This window comes from Chitinophaga lutea, from assembly GCF_003813775.1.
GTDB classification, from domain to species: domain Bacteria; phylum Bacteroidota; class Bacteroidia; order Chitinophagales; family Chitinophagaceae; genus Chitinophaga; species Chitinophaga lutea.
Genome location: NZ_RPDH01000001.1, coordinates 32,252 through 48,519, shown reverse-complemented (window position 1 = coordinate 48,519; position 16,268 = coordinate 32,252). Strand labels below are relative to the sequence as shown.

The following is a 16,268-nucleotide window of genomic DNA, read 5'->3' as shown; positions in this document are numbered from 1 at the left end:
GATGGGATAGGCAGATTGGAAGTACGGAGCGGAAGGAGCGGACCTATTCCCGGGGATAAAAATCAACCAGCGGTTCCGGCAGCAGCTGCAGCCTTTCGTTCCTGGTACGCAGCATTTTTTTTCTTTTCACCCGCAAGGTACGCCCCGGCAGTATGGCAATGATGTCCGTGGCGGTGTATTTGCGGTTCTGCAGCTGGTACATCCGGCCTCCTTCCTTCCGGCAGCACACCACTTCGAGCAATACGCAGCTGATGGCGCCTTTTTCCGCCGGAACCACCAGCGTGATTTCCCGGGCGGGAAGGCCGATGGGGATCAACGCTGCACCGGAGGAAGTGGAGGTCGCCCTGTCGAAGCCGGGTTGCATGTGCACCGCCACTGCCTTGATGCTCAGGTGGGTGGCGCGCGGGTTGTAATTGCCCGCCTCCATGGGCGGAATGGTCACATGTATATGGCCATTCCCGTCGCGATGTACGGCCGGCGTTACGGCGATCACATCGGAGAGGGCCGCGTGCTGGTTGAAGCAGAACCCGTTCAGGCTTTTGAAGTTGCGGGGCGCGAAGCGTTTGTGCCGGTGAAGGTCGTCCGCCTGCAGCACGCCCAGCAGGGCCTTGTTAAGGCGGTTGACGGCGGCGCTGTCGGCAGGGCCGTCCAGCTGCCCGTTCAGGGCGTGGCGCATGGCGGCGCCCAGTGTGGAAGCCTTCCCGAAGGCGCGGGCCGCCAGCCGGGTGCGGGCGCTCTGGCGTACCTGTTGCGCGGCGGAACGCAGGTAGTATGCGGCGCCTACTTTATAACCGATCAGGCCGCCCACCTGGCCGGTGAATTTTATCAGTCCTGTTTGTGTGGCCATAATGGAATTTTTATAGCTGCTGGCCCGCAGAAACCGCGCCAGAGCGCCCGCGCACCCGTTTGGGCCGTTAGAGAAATACGAAAGGGAGTGCGTGCCGGAATGGAAAATATCGAAGCTGCATCGAAGTGGTTTTCGTGGCTGACGAAAAGGAGAGCGTCAGGTGTTGGAATATTTCTAATAATGACCGAACTGTTCGACAGGTATAAAATCGCATAAATTACAGGCAGTTTCCCTTTACCATTTCCCGCACCAGCTTCCTTGACTGTTTATCCGCCTCCACGTTGTAATCCGCAACCCCGTTCCGTTTTTGATGCGCTTTGATCTTTACAAATTCAATGTCAAGCGCCGGCAAATAGCCGAACAGTGTTTTTACCAGATCCGCGTTCCGCAGCTCGTCTCCTTTCCTGGTATTGAAATCACGGGCGGTCAGTTTTTCCTTTCGGGCAGGGAGGCCTGTTACATACTGGCTGTCTGTCACGATGGTGAGGCTTGTTGTGCCGGCGTAGTGTGCCAGCACATATTCAATGGCTTTAATGACCGCCGTCAGTTCCATGCTGTTGTTGGTGGCATCCGTGGCGGTGCCGGTCAATACCGTTTTTTCATCCCCTTTCAGCAATATGGCTACCCAGGCCCCCATGCGCAATGGCGGATGGCAGCTGCCGTCTGTGTAGATTGTTACGGTGGTGGTAGTGAGTGGTGTGGGCAAAATCGGTGGGTCCCGGATTTATTTCGTAATAAACATCAGGTCTTCATAATCATGCGCCGCCACAAATACGGGAAGGTCGGCCCAGGGGAATTTTCCTTTACCCGCCGTTACGGTATGGCTGACCAGTTCCTGCACCCGCAGGATCACCAGCAGTTCCTGCAGTTCACATGCCTGCCGCAGGTCGTCGTTGCGGTACCCTTCGGATTGCATGTATTTTTTATTGGCTTCCTGCAGCGCTTCATACCCGGTGATGACGAGGCTCTTTTCGGATTCGCCGCTGAAGTCCGTCAGCCAGTCGAGGTTGTCCCGGTCTGACAGCGACTCGTAGCCCAATACATGAAGGAACCAGCGGTCGTATTGTATGGTGAAGCTGTTCATTTCGATATACATCGCCTTCATGTCCAGCTCTTCTTCCTCCTTCATGTCCGTATAAAAGTGGTTCAGAAACGACGTAAGCGCCGGCTGCAGGTGCAGCAGGTCTTTGCCGATCACTCCGTGAAAGTCCGATGACGGCAGCAGGCCGAGCTTTGTTTCTGTTTCCCGGATGGCTTCCGCTATCTGTCCGGCCCGTAAGAGATCCTGGATATGTTCCATAGTTGTATTGACTGAACGGCAAAGTAACGCTATATTGGCTAAAGTGTGAAGATTATTGCCGCTGTTCCGCCTGGCTGCCGTCCAAAAAATAAATCCCCCACGAAAAATATTTTTTTATAATATTGGCCGCTCTTTTGAATTGATAAGCGTATGGTAACGCCATATTAAATTAACAGTACATACAAATGATTAAGTTTTCACTTCCACTGATCTACTCTCTTACAGTATTAGTCGGCGCAACGAGTTTCGTTGGAAACACGCTCAACACGTCTTCCAACCCGCCGGAGTTAACCATTACGAGATTTTCCGGCCCTGACGTAACGCCCAGCCCCGCCTGCCTTGCAGTGGCGCCTACCGGCGAAGTGTTTGTTGGTGTGGATATGATCGGCTCGCTGGGGAAAGACCCCGGCAAAGGCCGTATCCTCAAGCTGGTCGACCAGGATAACGACGGCAAAATGGACCAGCACATCGAATTCGCGGTGGTGGACAATCCCCGCGGCATCATGGTGCTGGGCAACCGGGTGTACGTATTGCACACCACCTTTTCCAAAGAAACGGGCAAAGCTACCGGCATGGCCCTGGTGCTGTTTGAAGATAAAGACGGGGATGGAAAAGCGGACGGGCCCGCCCAGCCGCTGATCGAGAACCTCAGCAACACCAAATACATCCAGGAACGGGGCACGGACCACGCCACCAACGGTATCCGGATGGGCATCGACGGATGGATCTACATCGCCGTGGGCGATTTCGGGTTCCATAACGCCACCGACCGTTCCGGCAAAAAACTGACCATGCTGGGCGGCGGGATCGTACGTGTACGCCCCGACGGTACAGAAATGGAGATATTCACGCACGGCACCCGTAACGTGTACGACGTGGCCATCGACCCGTATATGAACGTATTCACCCGCGAAAATACCAACGACGGCGGTGGATGGAACGTGCGGTTCTCGCACCATATCCAGTCCGGCGAATATGGCTATCCTGTGCTGTTCAAACATTTTACAGACGAAATATTACCCGCGCTGGTAGACGTTGGCGGCGGTTCCGGCACCGGGGCCCTGTTTATGTCCGAGCCCAACTGGCCGGAAAAATACAATAACGTGCCGATGATGGCCGACTGGGGCCGGAGCATGCTGTACATCCACCGGGTAATGCCCGATGGTTCCAGCTTCACCCAGAAGGAAGAAGACTTTTTGCAACTCCCCCAGATCACCGACCTCGATGTGGACGGTTCCGGCAGGCTGTTCCTCTCCGCATGGGATGGCGCAGGTTATTCCGGCAGCCCGAACAAAGGATATGTGATCCGCGCGGTACCCAATAACTGGACGTACACGGCATTTCCCGACCTGGCGAAAGTGTCCGTTGAAGAACTGGCACAGTTGCTGAAATCACCCAGCTCCGTAGCCCGCCTGAACGCGTCGCAGGAACTGGTGGCCCGGGCCGATAAACAGGGCGTTGCCGCCGCACTCGCCATCGCATCGGACGCGCAGTTGCCTTTGTATGCCCGCGTGGCCGGTATCTATACCTACGCACAGGCGGCAGGCGCTGAAGGCATTCCTGCATTGGCGGGATTGACAAAAGATGCGGCGGTGAAAGAACATGCCCTGCGGGCGTTGGCCGACCGTAAAGGCATCGTGAAAGACGTGCCTGCAGCGCCCTTCCTGGAAGGCCTCAAAGATGCGTCGCCGCGTGTGCAGGCTGCCGCCATCATCGGGCTGGGCCGTTTGGGCCGCACGGATGCTGCTACCGCGCTGCTGCAAACCAAAGTACCTGCTTCCTTCGCCACACCCGCCAAAGAAACGGAAGGCCCGCACGCTACGCCCAATGCGGCGATCGTGCTGCCCCACCTGGCCGTGCAGGCCCTTGTGAACCTGCATGCCGTGGATGCCGCCGTGGCTAATATCAACACGCCGAACAGCGCCCTCGCACTGTGGACGCTGCGTTATATGCACGATCAGAAAGCGGTGACCGGTTTGATGAGCGCCTACCGCGTGTCGAAAGACGAAAAGGTGAAAAAACAGATCCTCACCACGCTGGCACGCCTCTACAAAAAAGAAGATGCCTACGACGCATCCTGGTGGTGGGGCACCCGCCCGGATTCACACGGCCCTTACTACAAAGCCGTGCTGTGGGAAAGCTCGCCTGCCATCGAAAAATTCCTGAAAGCGGAAGCGGTAAAGGCAGGGCCTGCCCGCAAACAATACTTCAGGGACCTCGATGCCCGCCACAGGATGGATATTGCCGCATTCGCACCGGAAAAGAAAGCGGAGCCGGTAGCAGCCAAAGAACCGAAGGTAGACCTGGAGAAAATCAAGAATAAGAAAGGACAGGTGGGTAAATCGTCCATCGAAGACGTACTGCTGGCCATCAATAACCTGAAAGGAGATGCCGCCAAAGGAAAAGTGCTGTTTACCACCCAGGGTTGCATCGCCTGCCACAGCATCAGCAAGGGCGAGAAAATGAAAGGCCCATTCATGGGGCAGGTAGGCTCCATCATGAACCGCGAGCAGATCGCCGAATCCATCCTGAAGCCGAACGCTTCCATTTCCCAGGGTTTCGCCACGGTGATGATCACCGCCAAAGGCAACAAGAGCTATATGGGATTCGTGACGGAAGAAACCGCCGCCAAAGTGGTGCTGAGAGATATCGGCGGCAATGTGACCACCATCAAGGCATCGGATATCGTGAGCCGCAAGGAACTGAAAAATTCCATGATGCCGGCAGGGTTGGCCAATGCACTGTCGTATGAGGAACTGGCGTCGCTGGTGACTTTCCTGGCGCAGCAGAAGAAATAGAACGGACTTTTTACATACAAAGGCCCTCGGATATCACCGGTGATGTTTGAGGGCCTTTTTCATGGGCCTTTGACAATACGCCGCGAACGCGTATTTTTAATTCAAATTTCAACGGTGGCGTACCCTGCTTTACGGTCTTTTCATGATTCGCTCCGTTCCCGCTTCATATTTTCCCTAATTTCACAATATCGATAGTTCGCTGTAGTTAAATTGTATATTTGTAATATATGAAAGTCATACAACAACTGGCAACCCGGTACGGCATCTGTTCGGAGAACGACTGGCAGCAGTGGCTGGATATCTCCGTCATTAAACGGTTCGATAAAGACCAGGTGCTGGTGTATGAAGGAGAGGTGTCGAAGGTTTGCGCCTTCATCCTGGAGGGGAGTTTTAAAAACGTGACTTCCGCCAGTAACGGGGAAGAGAAAATACTGAAATTCAGCTTCGAAACCGACTTCCTGGCCAGCTGCGAGAGCTATAACCGGCAGGTCCCGTCTGAATTTGCCATCGTCGCCATGGAGCCGTCCGTAGTGATGGTGACCGGTAACGACGCATTGGTGGAGCTGTGTTATAAAAACCAGCGCATCACCAACCTGGGATTCATACTAACGCAGCAGTTGATGCAGCAGCATGAAGAACATCTGAAAATACTTTCGCTGGCAAGTCCTATGGCGCGGTACGATCATGTGCTCCGGAACCAGCCCGGATTACTGAACAGCGTTTCCCTGACGGACCTGGCCAAGTACCTCTACATCAGCCGGGAAGCATTAAGCAGGGCCAGAAGCCAGATCCTGAACGCCTGAATTGCTTTTGTGATTTCAATCACGCCCCTCTGGTGAACGACCGCATATTTTTATGAAAACATAAGAATATGCGAAAACTAAAACTGCAAATGCAACTGTCGCTCGACAGTTTTTGCGCCGGCCCTGACGGCGAAATGGACTGGATGACCCACGAATGGGACGATGAAATAAAACAATATGTTACGGACCTGACGGAACCGGTCGATTGTATCGTACTCGGCCGAAAACTTGCAGAAGGGTTCATCCCTTACTGGGCTACCGTGGCTGCGGATCCGGACGATCCCCAGTACAGCGCCGGCCGGAAATTTACAGACACACCCAAGGTCGTTTTTTCCAGAACGCCCGGCTTGCCGGGATGGGACAATACCGTGTTAGCCAAAGGAACCCTTTCCCACGAAATCACCCAGCTGAAAAAACAACAGGGTAAAGACATCATCGCTTATGGCGGTGCCACTTTTGCATCTGCCCTGATCGGGGAAGGGCTGGTGGACGAGCTCCACCTGTTCATCAATCCGACTTCAATCGGGAAGGGGCTTACGCCGTTTACCGGCAGAACCGGCCTGCAGCTCGTGCAATCAAAAGCTTTCCCCTGCGGGATCGTATTGCTTCAATATCAACCAAAATAAAAACCATGAAAACCAGCATAATAACCACCGTATTTGCCCTCTGCTGCTTTATGTCCATGTCTGCCACTGCTCAGCAAAAGGCGGTGCATAAAAAGGGATACGCACCGGTAAACGGTTTGAAAATGTACTACGAAATTCACGGCGCCGGCGCCCCCATTGTTTTATTGCACGGGGCGTATATGACCATCGAAGGCCCCATGCGGAAAATCGCGCAGGAGTTATCAGGAACAAGACAGGTGATCGTCGCCGAGTTTCAGGCGCATGGCCGCACCGGGGACATCGACCGGGACATTACCTGCGAAAACCTGGCAGACGATGTTGCCGCCCTGCTGAAACATCTGCGAATAGACAGCGCCGATGTAATGGGCTTCAGCCTCGGAGGAGCCGTTGTACTGCAATTGGCGATCCGGCATCCGCAGGCTGTAAAGAAAATGATCTCCATGTCCGCATCTTATAGCGATGAAGGCATTCAGCCTGTATTCAAGCCGCTCGTGCCGACGCTGACACCCGCCTTGTTTGAAGGAACGATCTTCAAGCAGCAATACGACAGCCTGGCGCCCAATCCGGCGCATTTTCCCAGGCTCGTGGAAAAGCTGAAGAAGCTGGATATGTCGCCTCAGAATTGGGAGAAAGACTATGTCAACATCAAACATTCCCTGCTACTTGTTTTCGGTGATGCCGATGGTACAACGATGGAACACGCCACCAAAATGTTAACCAAATTAGGGGGTGGGGTGATGGGCGATTTAACACCGATGCCTGCCGTCAGTTTGCTGGTTATGCCGCATACTTCACACCTGCGGGTATTGGAGCGAACAGACTGGTTCATGCCGATGGTGATGGAGTTCCTGAACAGGAAATAGTGCCGGCCAATATGCTGATGTAACGGGTATACAATAACAATGGCCTCCGGAAGCACATTCCGGAGGCCATTGTTATCGGTATTGATATGTTACACCCTCGTTAATTTGACGGGCGCCGTGTGATTGGCGTTCCACTGGCAGACATAGATGCTCTTGTCTTCGTCGATGCAAACATCATGGCCGTGGTGGAATACGGGAACAGCGGCCTGCAAGGTTGGCTGCAATACCCCGTTTTTATATACCGGGGCCGTGCCGCCGGGACTGGACACCACTTTGTTTTCCGCATCCAGGATGGTGACGAAGCCGGATGAGCCCAACATTTTTCCCGCTGCATCTTTAGACCAGCATACCCCCGCATACAGGTTGCTGCCGTTGATCACGGCGCGGCAAACGTACATGCCGGGCAGGTCTATCCGCTTGATGAATTTCCCGTCGAGCGTAAACACTTTATAACAGTTCTCATTACGGGAAGAGCAAACGAGGGTGGGATTGTTGCGGTCGCGGGTATCTACGGTGACGCCATGCGCGTTTTGCAGGTTGTGGTCGGGATTGGCATTGTTATGGCCGCCAAAATGCCGGATGTATTTCCCGTTGCTGTCGTACTGGATGATGTAGTCGGAGCCGTACCCGTCCGCTACGTAGATGTCCCCGTTAGGGGCCACCGCCGTTTCCGTGGGCCTGAATGCCTCTTTCTCCGAATATACGCCGATGGTACGGGGATGCCCGATCGCGAAGATGAGGGTGCCGTCCGTTTTGGTTTTCACCACCTGGCCGGCCTGCGCCTTCCCGTTGCCCCACCGGTCCTGGTAATAACCACAGTCCGTGATGAGCAGAAAATCTTCCCCGCCTTCTTTGCTGATGGTAAGGCCGTGCCCGCCGGGATAGGCGCTGCCCCAATAATCCAGCAACTTGCCGGATTTGTCGAATATCAGGATGTTATTGTTGGTATGATCGCCCAGCATGATCAGGCGGCCTTTGCTGTCCTGCACCATTTCGTGGCAGTTGGCCAGCGGGTAGCCGTTGACGCCGATTTTCGCCCAGCCTTTATCTACTTTATACTTGAAATCGCCGTGCCCGATAACGGCGGGGGCATCCGGCTGTTTGTCTTTGTGAAGTATGGAGAAGCCCAGGGCCGGGGTGGCCGCTACCAAGGCAGAGGCCATCGTGGAATTGCGGATGAAGTTCCTTCTTGATGTCATGTTATTAGTTGATTTGCCAGGTTAATATACGCTTAATATCTTGCTGTTTTTCCGGGTGGGCGCAACGCGGCACCGGAATCCCGCATGTTGGTGCTCTTTCAACAGCGCCGTCCCGCCATAGGCGGCGACCAAAGTTATACGGCGGCGGCAAAGGGAACTACCTCTTTTTTGATGTTTGCTGACTGTTTATTTGCTACAATGGGAGGAGGAAGGATGTTTGCCCGGAAGGGGCGGATAAAAAAGAAGGAGCGCATGGCTCCTTCTTTTTTATCGAAACATACAGCGAAAATATCAACCCCGGGCCATACACTTTTCTTACAGGTCCGGTTTACGCTGCAGCATTATTGCAGTAGCGTTTCCTAATTTGAATAAACGCAAAAGTTGGCTTTGGGCACATTTCGGGAACCCGCATGAACCGTCATCTTTGAATATTACTGTTGCCAGGTTTGCCGCGCCGCCGCGGGTAAACGGACACTGTTATTTCCTGCAAATTCCGCTATATGAAAAAGCACCCTCGAATCATTTTTGAAGACATTGCCCGACGCTGGCTGCGAAGCCTCGGCATTAAAACCCATAAGGAATTTATCGCCAGAGAGTTGCAAACCCATCCTGACTATCCGTCGCTGGTTTCGCTTACCGACTTTTTAGATATGGGCGGTATGCAGTATTATGCTGTCGAAAGTGAAAGAGCGGGCATCCCGGATTTCAACTACCCGCTGCTGGCATATGTGAACGACGGGGGCAGCGATTACCTGATGCAGGTAGACGGGCCCGCCGCTTTCGAGACCGACGAAAAGCTTCGCCACAACTGGAGCGGCATCGTGTTGTTTGCCGGCGAAAAGGCCCGCTGGGAAGTGCCGGAGAATACGAAACTGCTGCAGCGGCAGCATGCTTTCGCTGCTATCGGTATCATCGCCGGCTTGCTGGTGCTGGCCGCCGTGGGTGCGGCCTTCAGCTTTAACCCGGGCCTGGCGCCGCTCACATGGGGCGTCCTTACGTTGGCCGGGCTTACCCTCGGCATATTCACCATCACTACTGAGCTGGGCCTGCAGATCGGCATTGTGAACGAAGTTTGCAACTCCATCGGCGGGAGGGCGGGTTGTAAAGCCGTACTCAAAAGTAACCTCGCCAAAGTCTATGGCGGCGTTACCGTAGCCGATCTCGCACTTTCCTATTTCCTGGCCCAGTTTATCTTTTTTGTGGCTGCCGCCTGGTATCCCGCCCTCATGGCCACGCAAATGGTGATTGCAATGCCGCTCCTTCTCGTGGCCGGCGTCAGCGTGATCGTACAGAAATTCAGGCTGAAGAGATGGTGTGCCCTCTGCCTTGGTATCGCGGGCGTGCTCACCGGGCAGAGCGCCCTGGCCTTCGCCGGTTTCAACGACGCCTTTTCCGTGCTGCAGCCCGTTACCACCGGGTATTTCCTCGCGGTGCAGGCTATTCTCTGCCTTGCCATGCAGCCGGTCAAAGCGCAGCTGAAAGACGATAAGGAAAAACGCGATCATGCCAAAGACCTGCTCAGGTGGAAGCGCGACCCGCTGCTTTTCATTACCCAGTGGGAACGCATGCAGCAGGTAGATACCGCCACGATGCCGCACGAACTGCATTTCGGCAACCCTGGTGCCGCACTGGAAATAGTGGTGGCCTGCAACCCTTTCTGCGGGCCCTGCCAATACGCACACAGGGTGCTCGACGAGATCTATGAAACCTGTAAAGACCAGGTATTTATCAAGGTGCGCTTCCTCAGCATGGAAGACCGCGCAGAGAACATCGCCAGGGCAGTAACGGCCATCTTCCAGTGTGCGCGCGGTTTGCAGCCGGGCGAAGAGGTGAGGCGCATGCTGGCCGACTGGTTCAGATACATGAATATGGACAAATGGAGCAAGCGCTGGCAATACAACGCTTCGCTCGATGTAAAAGATCAGTTGGTGGCGCATCGCAAATGGATGAATGAGGCAGGCGTCAGGGGCACACCCACTTTTTATGTCAACGGCCGCAAAATGCCGAAGAACTACATACTGAAAGACCTGATGCACCTGGTGCCCATCCTGGCGGCTTCGGAGATTGCCCTGCAGCCGCTACCGGGAACAGCGTGCATGAACGATATTGGTTATTAAACAAGCCAATTTACACGTATGAAAACGCATCTTTTCAGAACCCTCAGCAGAAACAGCCTTCGCGCTGTAAATGGAGGCAGCACCCAATGGAGTGCCTCCTGTGGCGACTTCCGCTGCCTCGGCGATATTGACTTTATTGAATGCGCAATGTCGGGCCCTGTTTGCAGTTGCATGATGGATACCTGGTGCGAGAGCGGGGAATGATCGGTTATCCGGATCCTTATGAGCGTAAAAGCGCATTTCTTCAAAGGATTCAGCAGCAACAGCCTGCGTCACCTGCATGGTGGCGCAGGCTTCCCGGACAGTTCCGGGGAGGATGGCCTAATCCGGGTCAACATGGAGGTGGTGGCCGCCGGATTTCGAGATGATGAATGTTACAGATTTGGGCTTGCTTAAAAATGCAAATGGACAAACCGGAAGAATTTCCGGTTTGCCCATTTGTGGTGCTCCTGAGCGCATTTTTGCCCGGAACCGCTTTCTGCCGGTTTTGAAGCGCTGTCAGCTATAAACCATTAAAATACCCCGATTCAATGGAATGAACGGCGGAGAAACGATCAGATCCTGTCGGGGTAGAAGAACATCCGCCCGATTTCCAGTCCCCATGTTCCATGGGCGACGAAATAAGGCTGTACGATCCCCTTTTCGCCGGCTTTCGGGAGCAGCAGGCTGCTGGCGGCCATCTTGCTTTTGCTTTCGTCGTCGTAAAACGCCCACTGGTCTGTAGTACCTGCTTTCGTAAAACAGATGCTGGCGAGGCCCAGCATGTTCACCGTAGCAAATTGCTCATGCGCCAGGTATGCGGCATAGGCCCAGGTATTGGGCTGCACGTTCCGGGCCAGGTAGGCCCGGTACACCTGCCCGTTGGTGGCATCTGTCCTGGTGAGGAAAATATCCACAGGGTCGGTGCTTTCGGCGTAGCGGATATAGAACCCGAGTTTGTTGGTATTGGCATCGGCCGCGGGTGGCTGCGAGGGCACTTCTTTCCCGTCGATATACAGGAAGTTGAAATACGCTTTGGTGCCGTTTTCCGGCAGCGGTTGTCTGAAAACTTCCTGTTTCGTGACGGTGTCCGTGATCACCAGCATTTTGTGCCGGCGGCCGGCCTCATAATGGTGGGTGGCGTTGAAGTGCACGAGTGATGCGGGCTTGACGATATAATTTCCGTTACCGACAGACACGTCGTAAATGGTCGTGTCGATCGATATCTGCAGGGCGTGATCCGAGCTGTTGTAACCGGCCACCAATACCTGCATCGCCTTTCCGGGTGTAACATCCTCTTTGTTGCAGGCCGTAAACGCCGCTGGCAGCAAGGCCAGCAGCAGAAGGGTAATGGTATTGTTGATGAATGTTTGCATGGTATCTGGTTTTATATTTCAAGGTTCTTTACGAAGGCCATCAGCGGACCGGAAGGGTTTTCAGTAAAGATGTACATTTTGGAAGATGCAACGTTGGCGCTGGGCTTCGGTGCAGATGTGGTGATGTTCCAGCTGTAACCGGTGCCGGCCGTATAAAACTCATTGGTGCCGGCTTTGTAGATGTAGACCACGAACAGCACGCTGGTAGGCTGGCCGTTGTAGGTTTGCCCGGCTGTAGGGAACGGGTCGATGGTGATCGTTTCACTGAACTCACCGGCTTTCACGTTCTTTACCCTTGCCAGTTCCTGGAACACTTTCGGCGTGAAAAACAGTTTGCCCACGGCGATATCTACCGGTCCGTCGTATTTCGTCATCACAGGGTTCCACATATACCGCAGTTTGATCTTTCCTTCTTCCAGCGCCGGCGGCTCGGGCATTTCGCCTGCCATCCCGTTCAGATAAAAGAAATTGACTTTGGCTACGCTGTCTCCCTTCTTCCATTCCCTTTCCAGCACCGGTTTATCGGCCCCTTCCGGCGTGATGGACATCTTCAGCGTTTGCTGGCCTTCGGGAAAGGTAAAAGCCTGGCTGACCTTGAACGGTCCGCCGGGGATCTGGAAAAGGCGCTGGAAGGTATCGAGCCTCACATTGAGCCGCTCATTGCTGGCGTTGTAGCCGGAAATAACGAAGGGCAGCATGTCGCCTTTGTACAGGAATACGCCTTCTTTGTTGCAGGCCGCAGCAAGCATTGTTAGTGCGGCCATCAGGCTGAAAAATATATGTTTCGTTTTCATGGTTTGCTGTTTGAATGCGGGAAATGTTAGAATGTGTACCCGATAGACAGGCTGAAAGAAGTGCCCACCTTGCGGATGAAGGTATCCTGGTCGCCGATCCGTCTTTTCGTTTTGCCGTCGTCCGACAACTCCAGGTACCCTTCTTCGTATTTCTGGGAGAAGCCGAATTTCCATTCGTAGATGGCGCTCCAGTCGGTTTCATGGATGAAGGAGAGGGGCGTGTTGCGGTATTTGTCCCGCAGTTTGTACGTCTCATCGCTGTTGATGTAGAAGCGGTGAGCGGAGTTGGTGAGGTTGCTCATATTGAGCCTTACCATCAGGTTTTTGTTTTTCAGAAACGCGTAACTGAGCTGTGCATCGAGCTGGTCGCGCGGGCGCTCGTACTCTACAATGTTGGGCAATATTCCCGTGGTGAAGGTTTTATAACCCATGTGGTTGAACGCGATGTTGGCGCCCAGGCGTTTGCCGACATATTGCAGCGCTACATTGTACAGTACCGGTACCTGCCCGTAGAGCGGCCGTTTTTCGGTGAGTTGTTTTTTAGTACGGTAGCTGTATTGATAGCCGTATTTATCGGCGCTCATGCTTTTCCCTCCGTACTGGGCCGCCTGCACGGTGGAGCGCTGCAGGGTAAGGTTACCGCTCAGGTAAAGGTTATCCAGAAACTTCCAGGCAGGGTTGATGAAGCCGAAGCTCTTCCGGATGTCGAACTCCCAGCCGCCGACTCTGGCCCATTCGGAGTTATTGGTTTTGACGTAGATGCGGCCGGTAGCGTCCGGCTGGTCGCGGTAAATCTCCGCAGGTTTGTCGAAGTGTTTATAGAAATAGCCGAAGGAGATCACCTCGCCGGGTTGAGGGTACCATTCGAGGCGGAGGTCGTAATGGTCTATGAGGGTGGACAGTACGCCTTCGTTCATCCTGTACGAGCCCAGTGCGGGGTCGAAACGGATCATGCGGGAGTTCTCGATCAGCGAGGGGCGTACAACCGACTGTGCGTATGCGGCGCGGATGTTGAAGTCTGCCAGCGGCGTAATGGTGAGGCTGGCAGAGGGCAGGTAACGCCAGGTTTTCTCTTCACTGGCAGGGTCGGCAAAGGAGCTCACGATTTTCCCCGATTCAGGGTCTACGTACCGGATACTTTCGCCGTCCTTGATGAGCTGGTCTATCAGCAGATCGTTCGGGCCGCTGCGGAGCCTTTCGTATTTGTAGTATTCCGCACGCACGCCCCATACGAGGCGAAGCCATTTCGTAAAGCGGTTATCGAGCATGGCGTACAGGCCCTGGTTGGTGTTTTTGCCCTGGTAACCGTTGGAGGAGAAGCCGGCAGGAAAATACATCAGGTCGGAATACGGGTCTTTGAAATCTAGGTATTTGCTCCATTCCTGCACCGGCAAAAAGGGGAATACGGAATTGTTGGGGTTCAATGTGCCGATGGGCAGAATGGTCCAGTCGTAGAAGCCTCGGCGGTCCATGAACTGGTATCCCACTTTCACTATCTGTTTTTGGCCCAGCAGATGCGTACTGTAGCTGAGGGCGGCTTCGGCGATGCGGTTGGTTTCTTCATACAGGTATTGCGCGCGGTTGAATGTGCCGTAGCCGGGGTTGGTGACCCCGTGAACCATCACGTTATACGTTGTGTGGTTGAGGGTAGTGACGGGGGCCAGCCAGGCTTCCACCGCATCCTGCTCGCGGTTGGTGAGCTTGTTGCGTGCTACGTTCCATTCAAAGCGGAACTTGCCGAAGGTATGATCACCGTTGATGCGGTTCTGCAGCATGTTGAGGAACTTGGGGCGGTCGTATTCACGGATGGCGGGGTGTTCGCCGAAGCCGATCTCGTTGCCCCAGCCCACCATGCGGTTAAACTGGTTACTGAACACGCGGGAGTAGAAGTTGCGGACGGTAACCTTGTGGTTCGCCGAGCTCCAGCCTGCGTTCAGCAGTGCGCCCCAGGTGGTGTTGAAATTGTACTGGTTGGCAAAGGTGGGCTCCAGCTCTGCACCGGTAACAGCATCATACCGGCGGTTTTCGAGCTTTTCCCAGTTGCCGCGTTCAAAGTGTTCGATGTCGTCTACCGATTGTTCATTGCGGTAGCTGATGCTGCCCACAAAACCGAAGCGGCTGTTTTTTACATTGTAGCTGCGGCCCAGGCTCACCTGGTAGTTTTGCCCTGGCGCGGCTTTGTAAACACGGGTGCCGAGCCGTTCCAGCCCGCCGATCCTTTTATTCTGCTCACCCACCTGTTCCGGGGTGATCAGCGTTTTACCGGGCTCGGGAGTGGCATAGGGATTAGCGGGATTATAGTTCCGGCCGTCGAACAGCAGGAGGTTGTCGGGGAAGTGGTTGCGGCCGCCATCGTCGAAGCCGAGGTAATCGTATTTACCGCGGCCGTAGCCGAGGAAATCTTTACCGGTAACGCCGGTGATGTATTTGCCGCCAACGCTCACGGTGGTGAAGTGCTGATGCGGAATGGCGAAGGTATTTACCTGTACGAGGCCGCCACCGAAGCCGAAACTCATATCGGGCGTGGCGGTTTTGGACACAATCACATTATCGATCAGGTTATTGGGAATGATGTCGAACTCGAAATCGCGTACCTGAACGTCGGTGCTGGGGAGGATGGCGCCGTCCATCATGGCGAGGTTGTAGCGTTCCGCGATGCCGCGAATTACTACACGGCGGTTATCGTTGGTGCTGACGCCGGAGATCCGTTTCAGGGTTTCACCGATGTGCTTGTCTGGCAATGTGGAAATCTGTTCGCGGCTGATGCCGTTGGAGATGCCGGCTTCGTTCTTTTGCCGGGCGTAGAGCGAGGCCACCGATTCGCGGCTGGCGGAAGAAGTAACCACAATTCCGCTCAGCGTGCTTTTCTGCCTTTTGAGCGTGACGTTCAATTCGAAGGTTTGCCCGTTTTTCAGCCCGATGTCCGTGATGCGTTTGGTGGCGTAACCGATGGAGGATATTTCCGCTACATATTCACCGGCGGGCAGGCTGATGACGAAGGAGCCATCCGCTTTAGTTGTAGTGCCTTTGTTGCCGATGCGAACCGTTACAAAGGGCAGCGGATCCCCGTTGGACTCGTCAATCACTTTACCAGCAATGCGTCCGTCGGCAGGCAGGGCCGTTTGCCGGGGCGCATCGGCAACGGCGGGTTTGAGAATGATGGCGCCCGCGTCGCCGGAACTGTGGGTGATGCCCAGTGTGGATTGAAGGGTGCTCAGCGCTTCTTTTACGGTAGGCCGGGCGGTGTTGAAGCGGACGGGTTTCTCCAGCCGGCCACTCACTTCTTTACCGAAAGTGAACTGAACGGATTCCGCTTTTTCGATCAGGGCAATCACTTCCTTTCCTGTCAGTTCGTTTTTAGGCAGCGCGATCAGCCGGGCCATGTGCTGCGCCCGGGAAAGGCCCGGAGCCACCATGCAGGCGATCAGCCCAATGATACAAAGTATCCTAATTTGCATAACTTTACGTGATTAAATGTTGCAGTCTCTTGTTTGTACTGTGCGTTTAACAATGGCTGAAAGGGTGGTGAGATACCCTTGCAGCATGAGCCGGCCCGGTACCACGGG

At 54.5% G+C, this 16,268-nt stretch carries 13 protein-coding genes; 6 read left to right on the top strand and 7 right to left on the bottom strand.

The genetic code is table 11. The annotated features are described in order from the left end of the window. Positions 1-43: 43 nt before the first annotated feature. From EGT74_RS00175 to EGT74_RS00165, 3 genes are all read right to left on the bottom strand, one after another. Entirely contained in the window at positions 44-847 is an 804-nt protein-coding gene (locus tag EGT74_RS00175) for a hypothetical protein (protein WP_123844425.1), read from the bottom strand. A gap of 217 nt (positions 848-1,064) precedes the next feature. Continuing rightward, positions 1,065-1,553 (bottom strand): RNase H family protein, encoded by a 489-nt coding sequence (locus EGT74_RS00170; RefSeq protein WP_123844424.1) that lies wholly within the window; start codon positions 1,551-1,553, stop codon positions 1,065-1,067. A gap of 18 nt (positions 1,554-1,571) precedes the next feature. Continuing rightward, positions 1,572-2,147 (bottom strand): cysteine peptidase family C39 domain-containing protein, encoded by a 576-nt coding sequence (locus EGT74_RS00165; RefSeq protein ID WP_123844423.1) that lies wholly within the window; start codon positions 2,145-2,147, stop codon positions 1,572-1,574. A 185-nt stretch (positions 2,148-2,332) separates the two neighbouring features. Here EGT74_RS00165 and EGT74_RS00160 point away from each other — a divergent pair, with 185 nt between their 5' ends. The 4 genes from EGT74_RS00160 (at position 2,333) to EGT74_RS00145 (ending at position 7,237) form a co-directional block, all read left to right on the top strand. After that, a complete protein-coding gene (locus EGT74_RS00160; protein WP_123844422.1) occupies positions 2,333-4,945 on the top strand; it encodes a DUF7133 domain-containing protein in 2,613 nt (870 codons plus the stop codon). Between the two features lie 227 nt (positions 4,946-5,172). Continuing rightward, complete coding sequence (locus EGT74_RS00155) at positions 5,173-5,748, top strand: Crp/Fnr family transcriptional regulator (RefSeq protein WP_123844421.1); 576 nt, start codon at positions 5,173-5,175, stop codon at positions 5,746-5,748. 68 nt (positions 5,749-5,816) lie between these two features. Continuing rightward, positions 5,817-6,374, top strand: coding sequence for a dihydrofolate reductase family protein (locus tag EGT74_RS00150; protein WP_123844420.1), 558 nt, complete (start codon positions 5,817-5,819; stop codon positions 6,372-6,374). A 5-nt stretch (positions 6,375-6,379) separates the two neighbouring features. Next, a complete protein-coding gene (locus tag EGT74_RS00145; RefSeq protein ID WP_220392782.1) occupies positions 6,380-7,237 on the top strand; it encodes an alpha/beta fold hydrolase in 858 nt (285 codons plus the stop codon). Positions 7,238-7,326: 89 nt separating this feature from the next. Here the strand turns inward: EGT74_RS00145 and EGT74_RS00140 are convergent, their stop codons facing one another. After that, positions 7,327-8,436, bottom strand: coding sequence for an NHL repeat-containing protein (locus tag EGT74_RS00140; protein WP_123844419.1), 1,110 nt, complete (start codon positions 8,434-8,436; stop codon positions 7,327-7,329). A gap of 500 nt (positions 8,437-8,936) precedes the next feature. On the opposite strand from EGT74_RS00140, the gene EGT74_RS00135 reads away from it, so the two are divergent. Then, the gene (locus tag EGT74_RS00135; protein ID WP_123844418.1) at positions 8,937-10,553 is read left to right on the top strand and encodes a vitamin K epoxide reductase family protein; all 1,617 of its coding nucleotides are present in this window, start codon (positions 8,937-8,939) and stop codon (positions 10,551-10,553) included. 222 nt (positions 10,554-10,775) lie between these two features. After that, positions 10,776-10,949 carry a hypothetical protein gene (locus EGT74_RS26810; protein WP_158617935.1) on the top strand — a complete coding sequence of 58 codons (174 nt, stop codon included), beginning with the start codon at positions 10,776-10,778 and terminating at the stop codon, positions 10,947-10,949. A gap of 158 nt (positions 10,950-11,107) precedes the next feature. Here EGT74_RS26810 and EGT74_RS00130 read toward each other — a convergent pair whose 3' ends face one another. From EGT74_RS00130 to EGT74_RS00120, 3 genes are read right to left on the bottom strand one after another with little or no spacing between them, the layout of a single operon-like run. Further along, positions 11,108-11,908: a hypothetical protein gene (locus EGT74_RS00130; RefSeq protein WP_123844417.1), complete on the bottom strand. Its 801-nt coding sequence runs from the start codon at positions 11,906-11,908 to the stop codon at positions 11,108-11,110. A gap of 11 nt (positions 11,909-11,919) precedes the next feature. Further along, entirely contained in the window at positions 11,920-12,702 is a 783-nt protein-coding gene (locus EGT74_RS00125) for a hypothetical protein (RefSeq protein ID WP_123844416.1), read from the bottom strand. Positions 12,703-12,728: 26 nt separating this feature from the next. After that, a complete protein-coding gene (locus EGT74_RS00120) occupies positions 12,729-16,160 on the bottom strand; it encodes a TonB-dependent receptor (protein WP_123844415.1) in 3,432 nt (1,143 codons plus the stop codon). Between the last annotated feature and the right edge of the window lie 108 nt (positions 16,161-16,268).

What these genes read in the sequence shown, in the direction of transcription:
- EGT74_RS00175 (WP_123844425.1), bottom strand. Translation starts at nt 847, where the DNA reads ATGGCCACACAAACAGGACTGATAAAATTCACCGGCCAGGTGGGCGGC.
- EGT74_RS00165 (WP_123844423.1), bottom strand. Translation starts at nt 2,147, where the DNA reads ATGGAACATATCCAGGATCTCTTACGGGCCGGACAGATAGCGGAAGCC.
- EGT74_RS00160 (WP_123844422.1), top strand. Translation starts at nt 2,333, where the DNA reads ATGATTAAGTTTTCACTTCCACTGATCTACTCTCTTACAGTATTAGTC.
- EGT74_RS00155 (WP_123844421.1), top strand. Translation starts at nt 5,173, where the DNA reads ATGAAAGTCATACAACAACTGGCAACCCGGTACGGCATCTGTTCGGAG.
- EGT74_RS00150 (WP_123844420.1), top strand. Translation starts at nt 5,817, where the DNA reads ATGCGAAAACTAAAACTGCAAATGCAACTGTCGCTCGACAGTTTTTGC.
- EGT74_RS00145 (WP_220392782.1), top strand. Translation starts at nt 6,380, where the DNA reads ATGAAAACCAGCATAATAACCACCGTATTTGCCCTCTGCTGCTTTATG.
- EGT74_RS00140 (WP_123844419.1), bottom strand. Translation starts at nt 8,436, where the DNA reads ATGACATCAAGAAGGAACTTCATCCGCAATTCCACGATGGCCTCTGCC.
- EGT74_RS00135 (WP_123844418.1), top strand. Translation starts at nt 8,937, where the DNA reads ATGAAAAAGCACCCTCGAATCATTTTTGAAGACATTGCCCGACGCTGG.
- EGT74_RS26810 (WP_158617935.1), top strand. Translation starts at nt 10,776, where the DNA reads ATGAGCGTAAAAGCGCATTTCTTCAAAGGATTCAGCAGCAACAGCCTG.
- EGT74_RS00130 (WP_123844417.1), bottom strand. Translation starts at nt 11,908, where the DNA reads ATGCAAACATTCATCAACAATACCATTACCCTTCTGCTGCTGGCCTTG.
- EGT74_RS00125 (WP_123844416.1), bottom strand. Translation starts at nt 12,702, where the DNA reads ATGAAAACGAAACATATATTTTTCAGCCTGATGGCCGCACTAACAATG.
- EGT74_RS00120 (WP_123844415.1), bottom strand. Translation starts at nt 16,160, where the DNA reads ATGCAAATTAGGATACTTTGTATCATTGGGCTGATCGCCTGCATGGTG.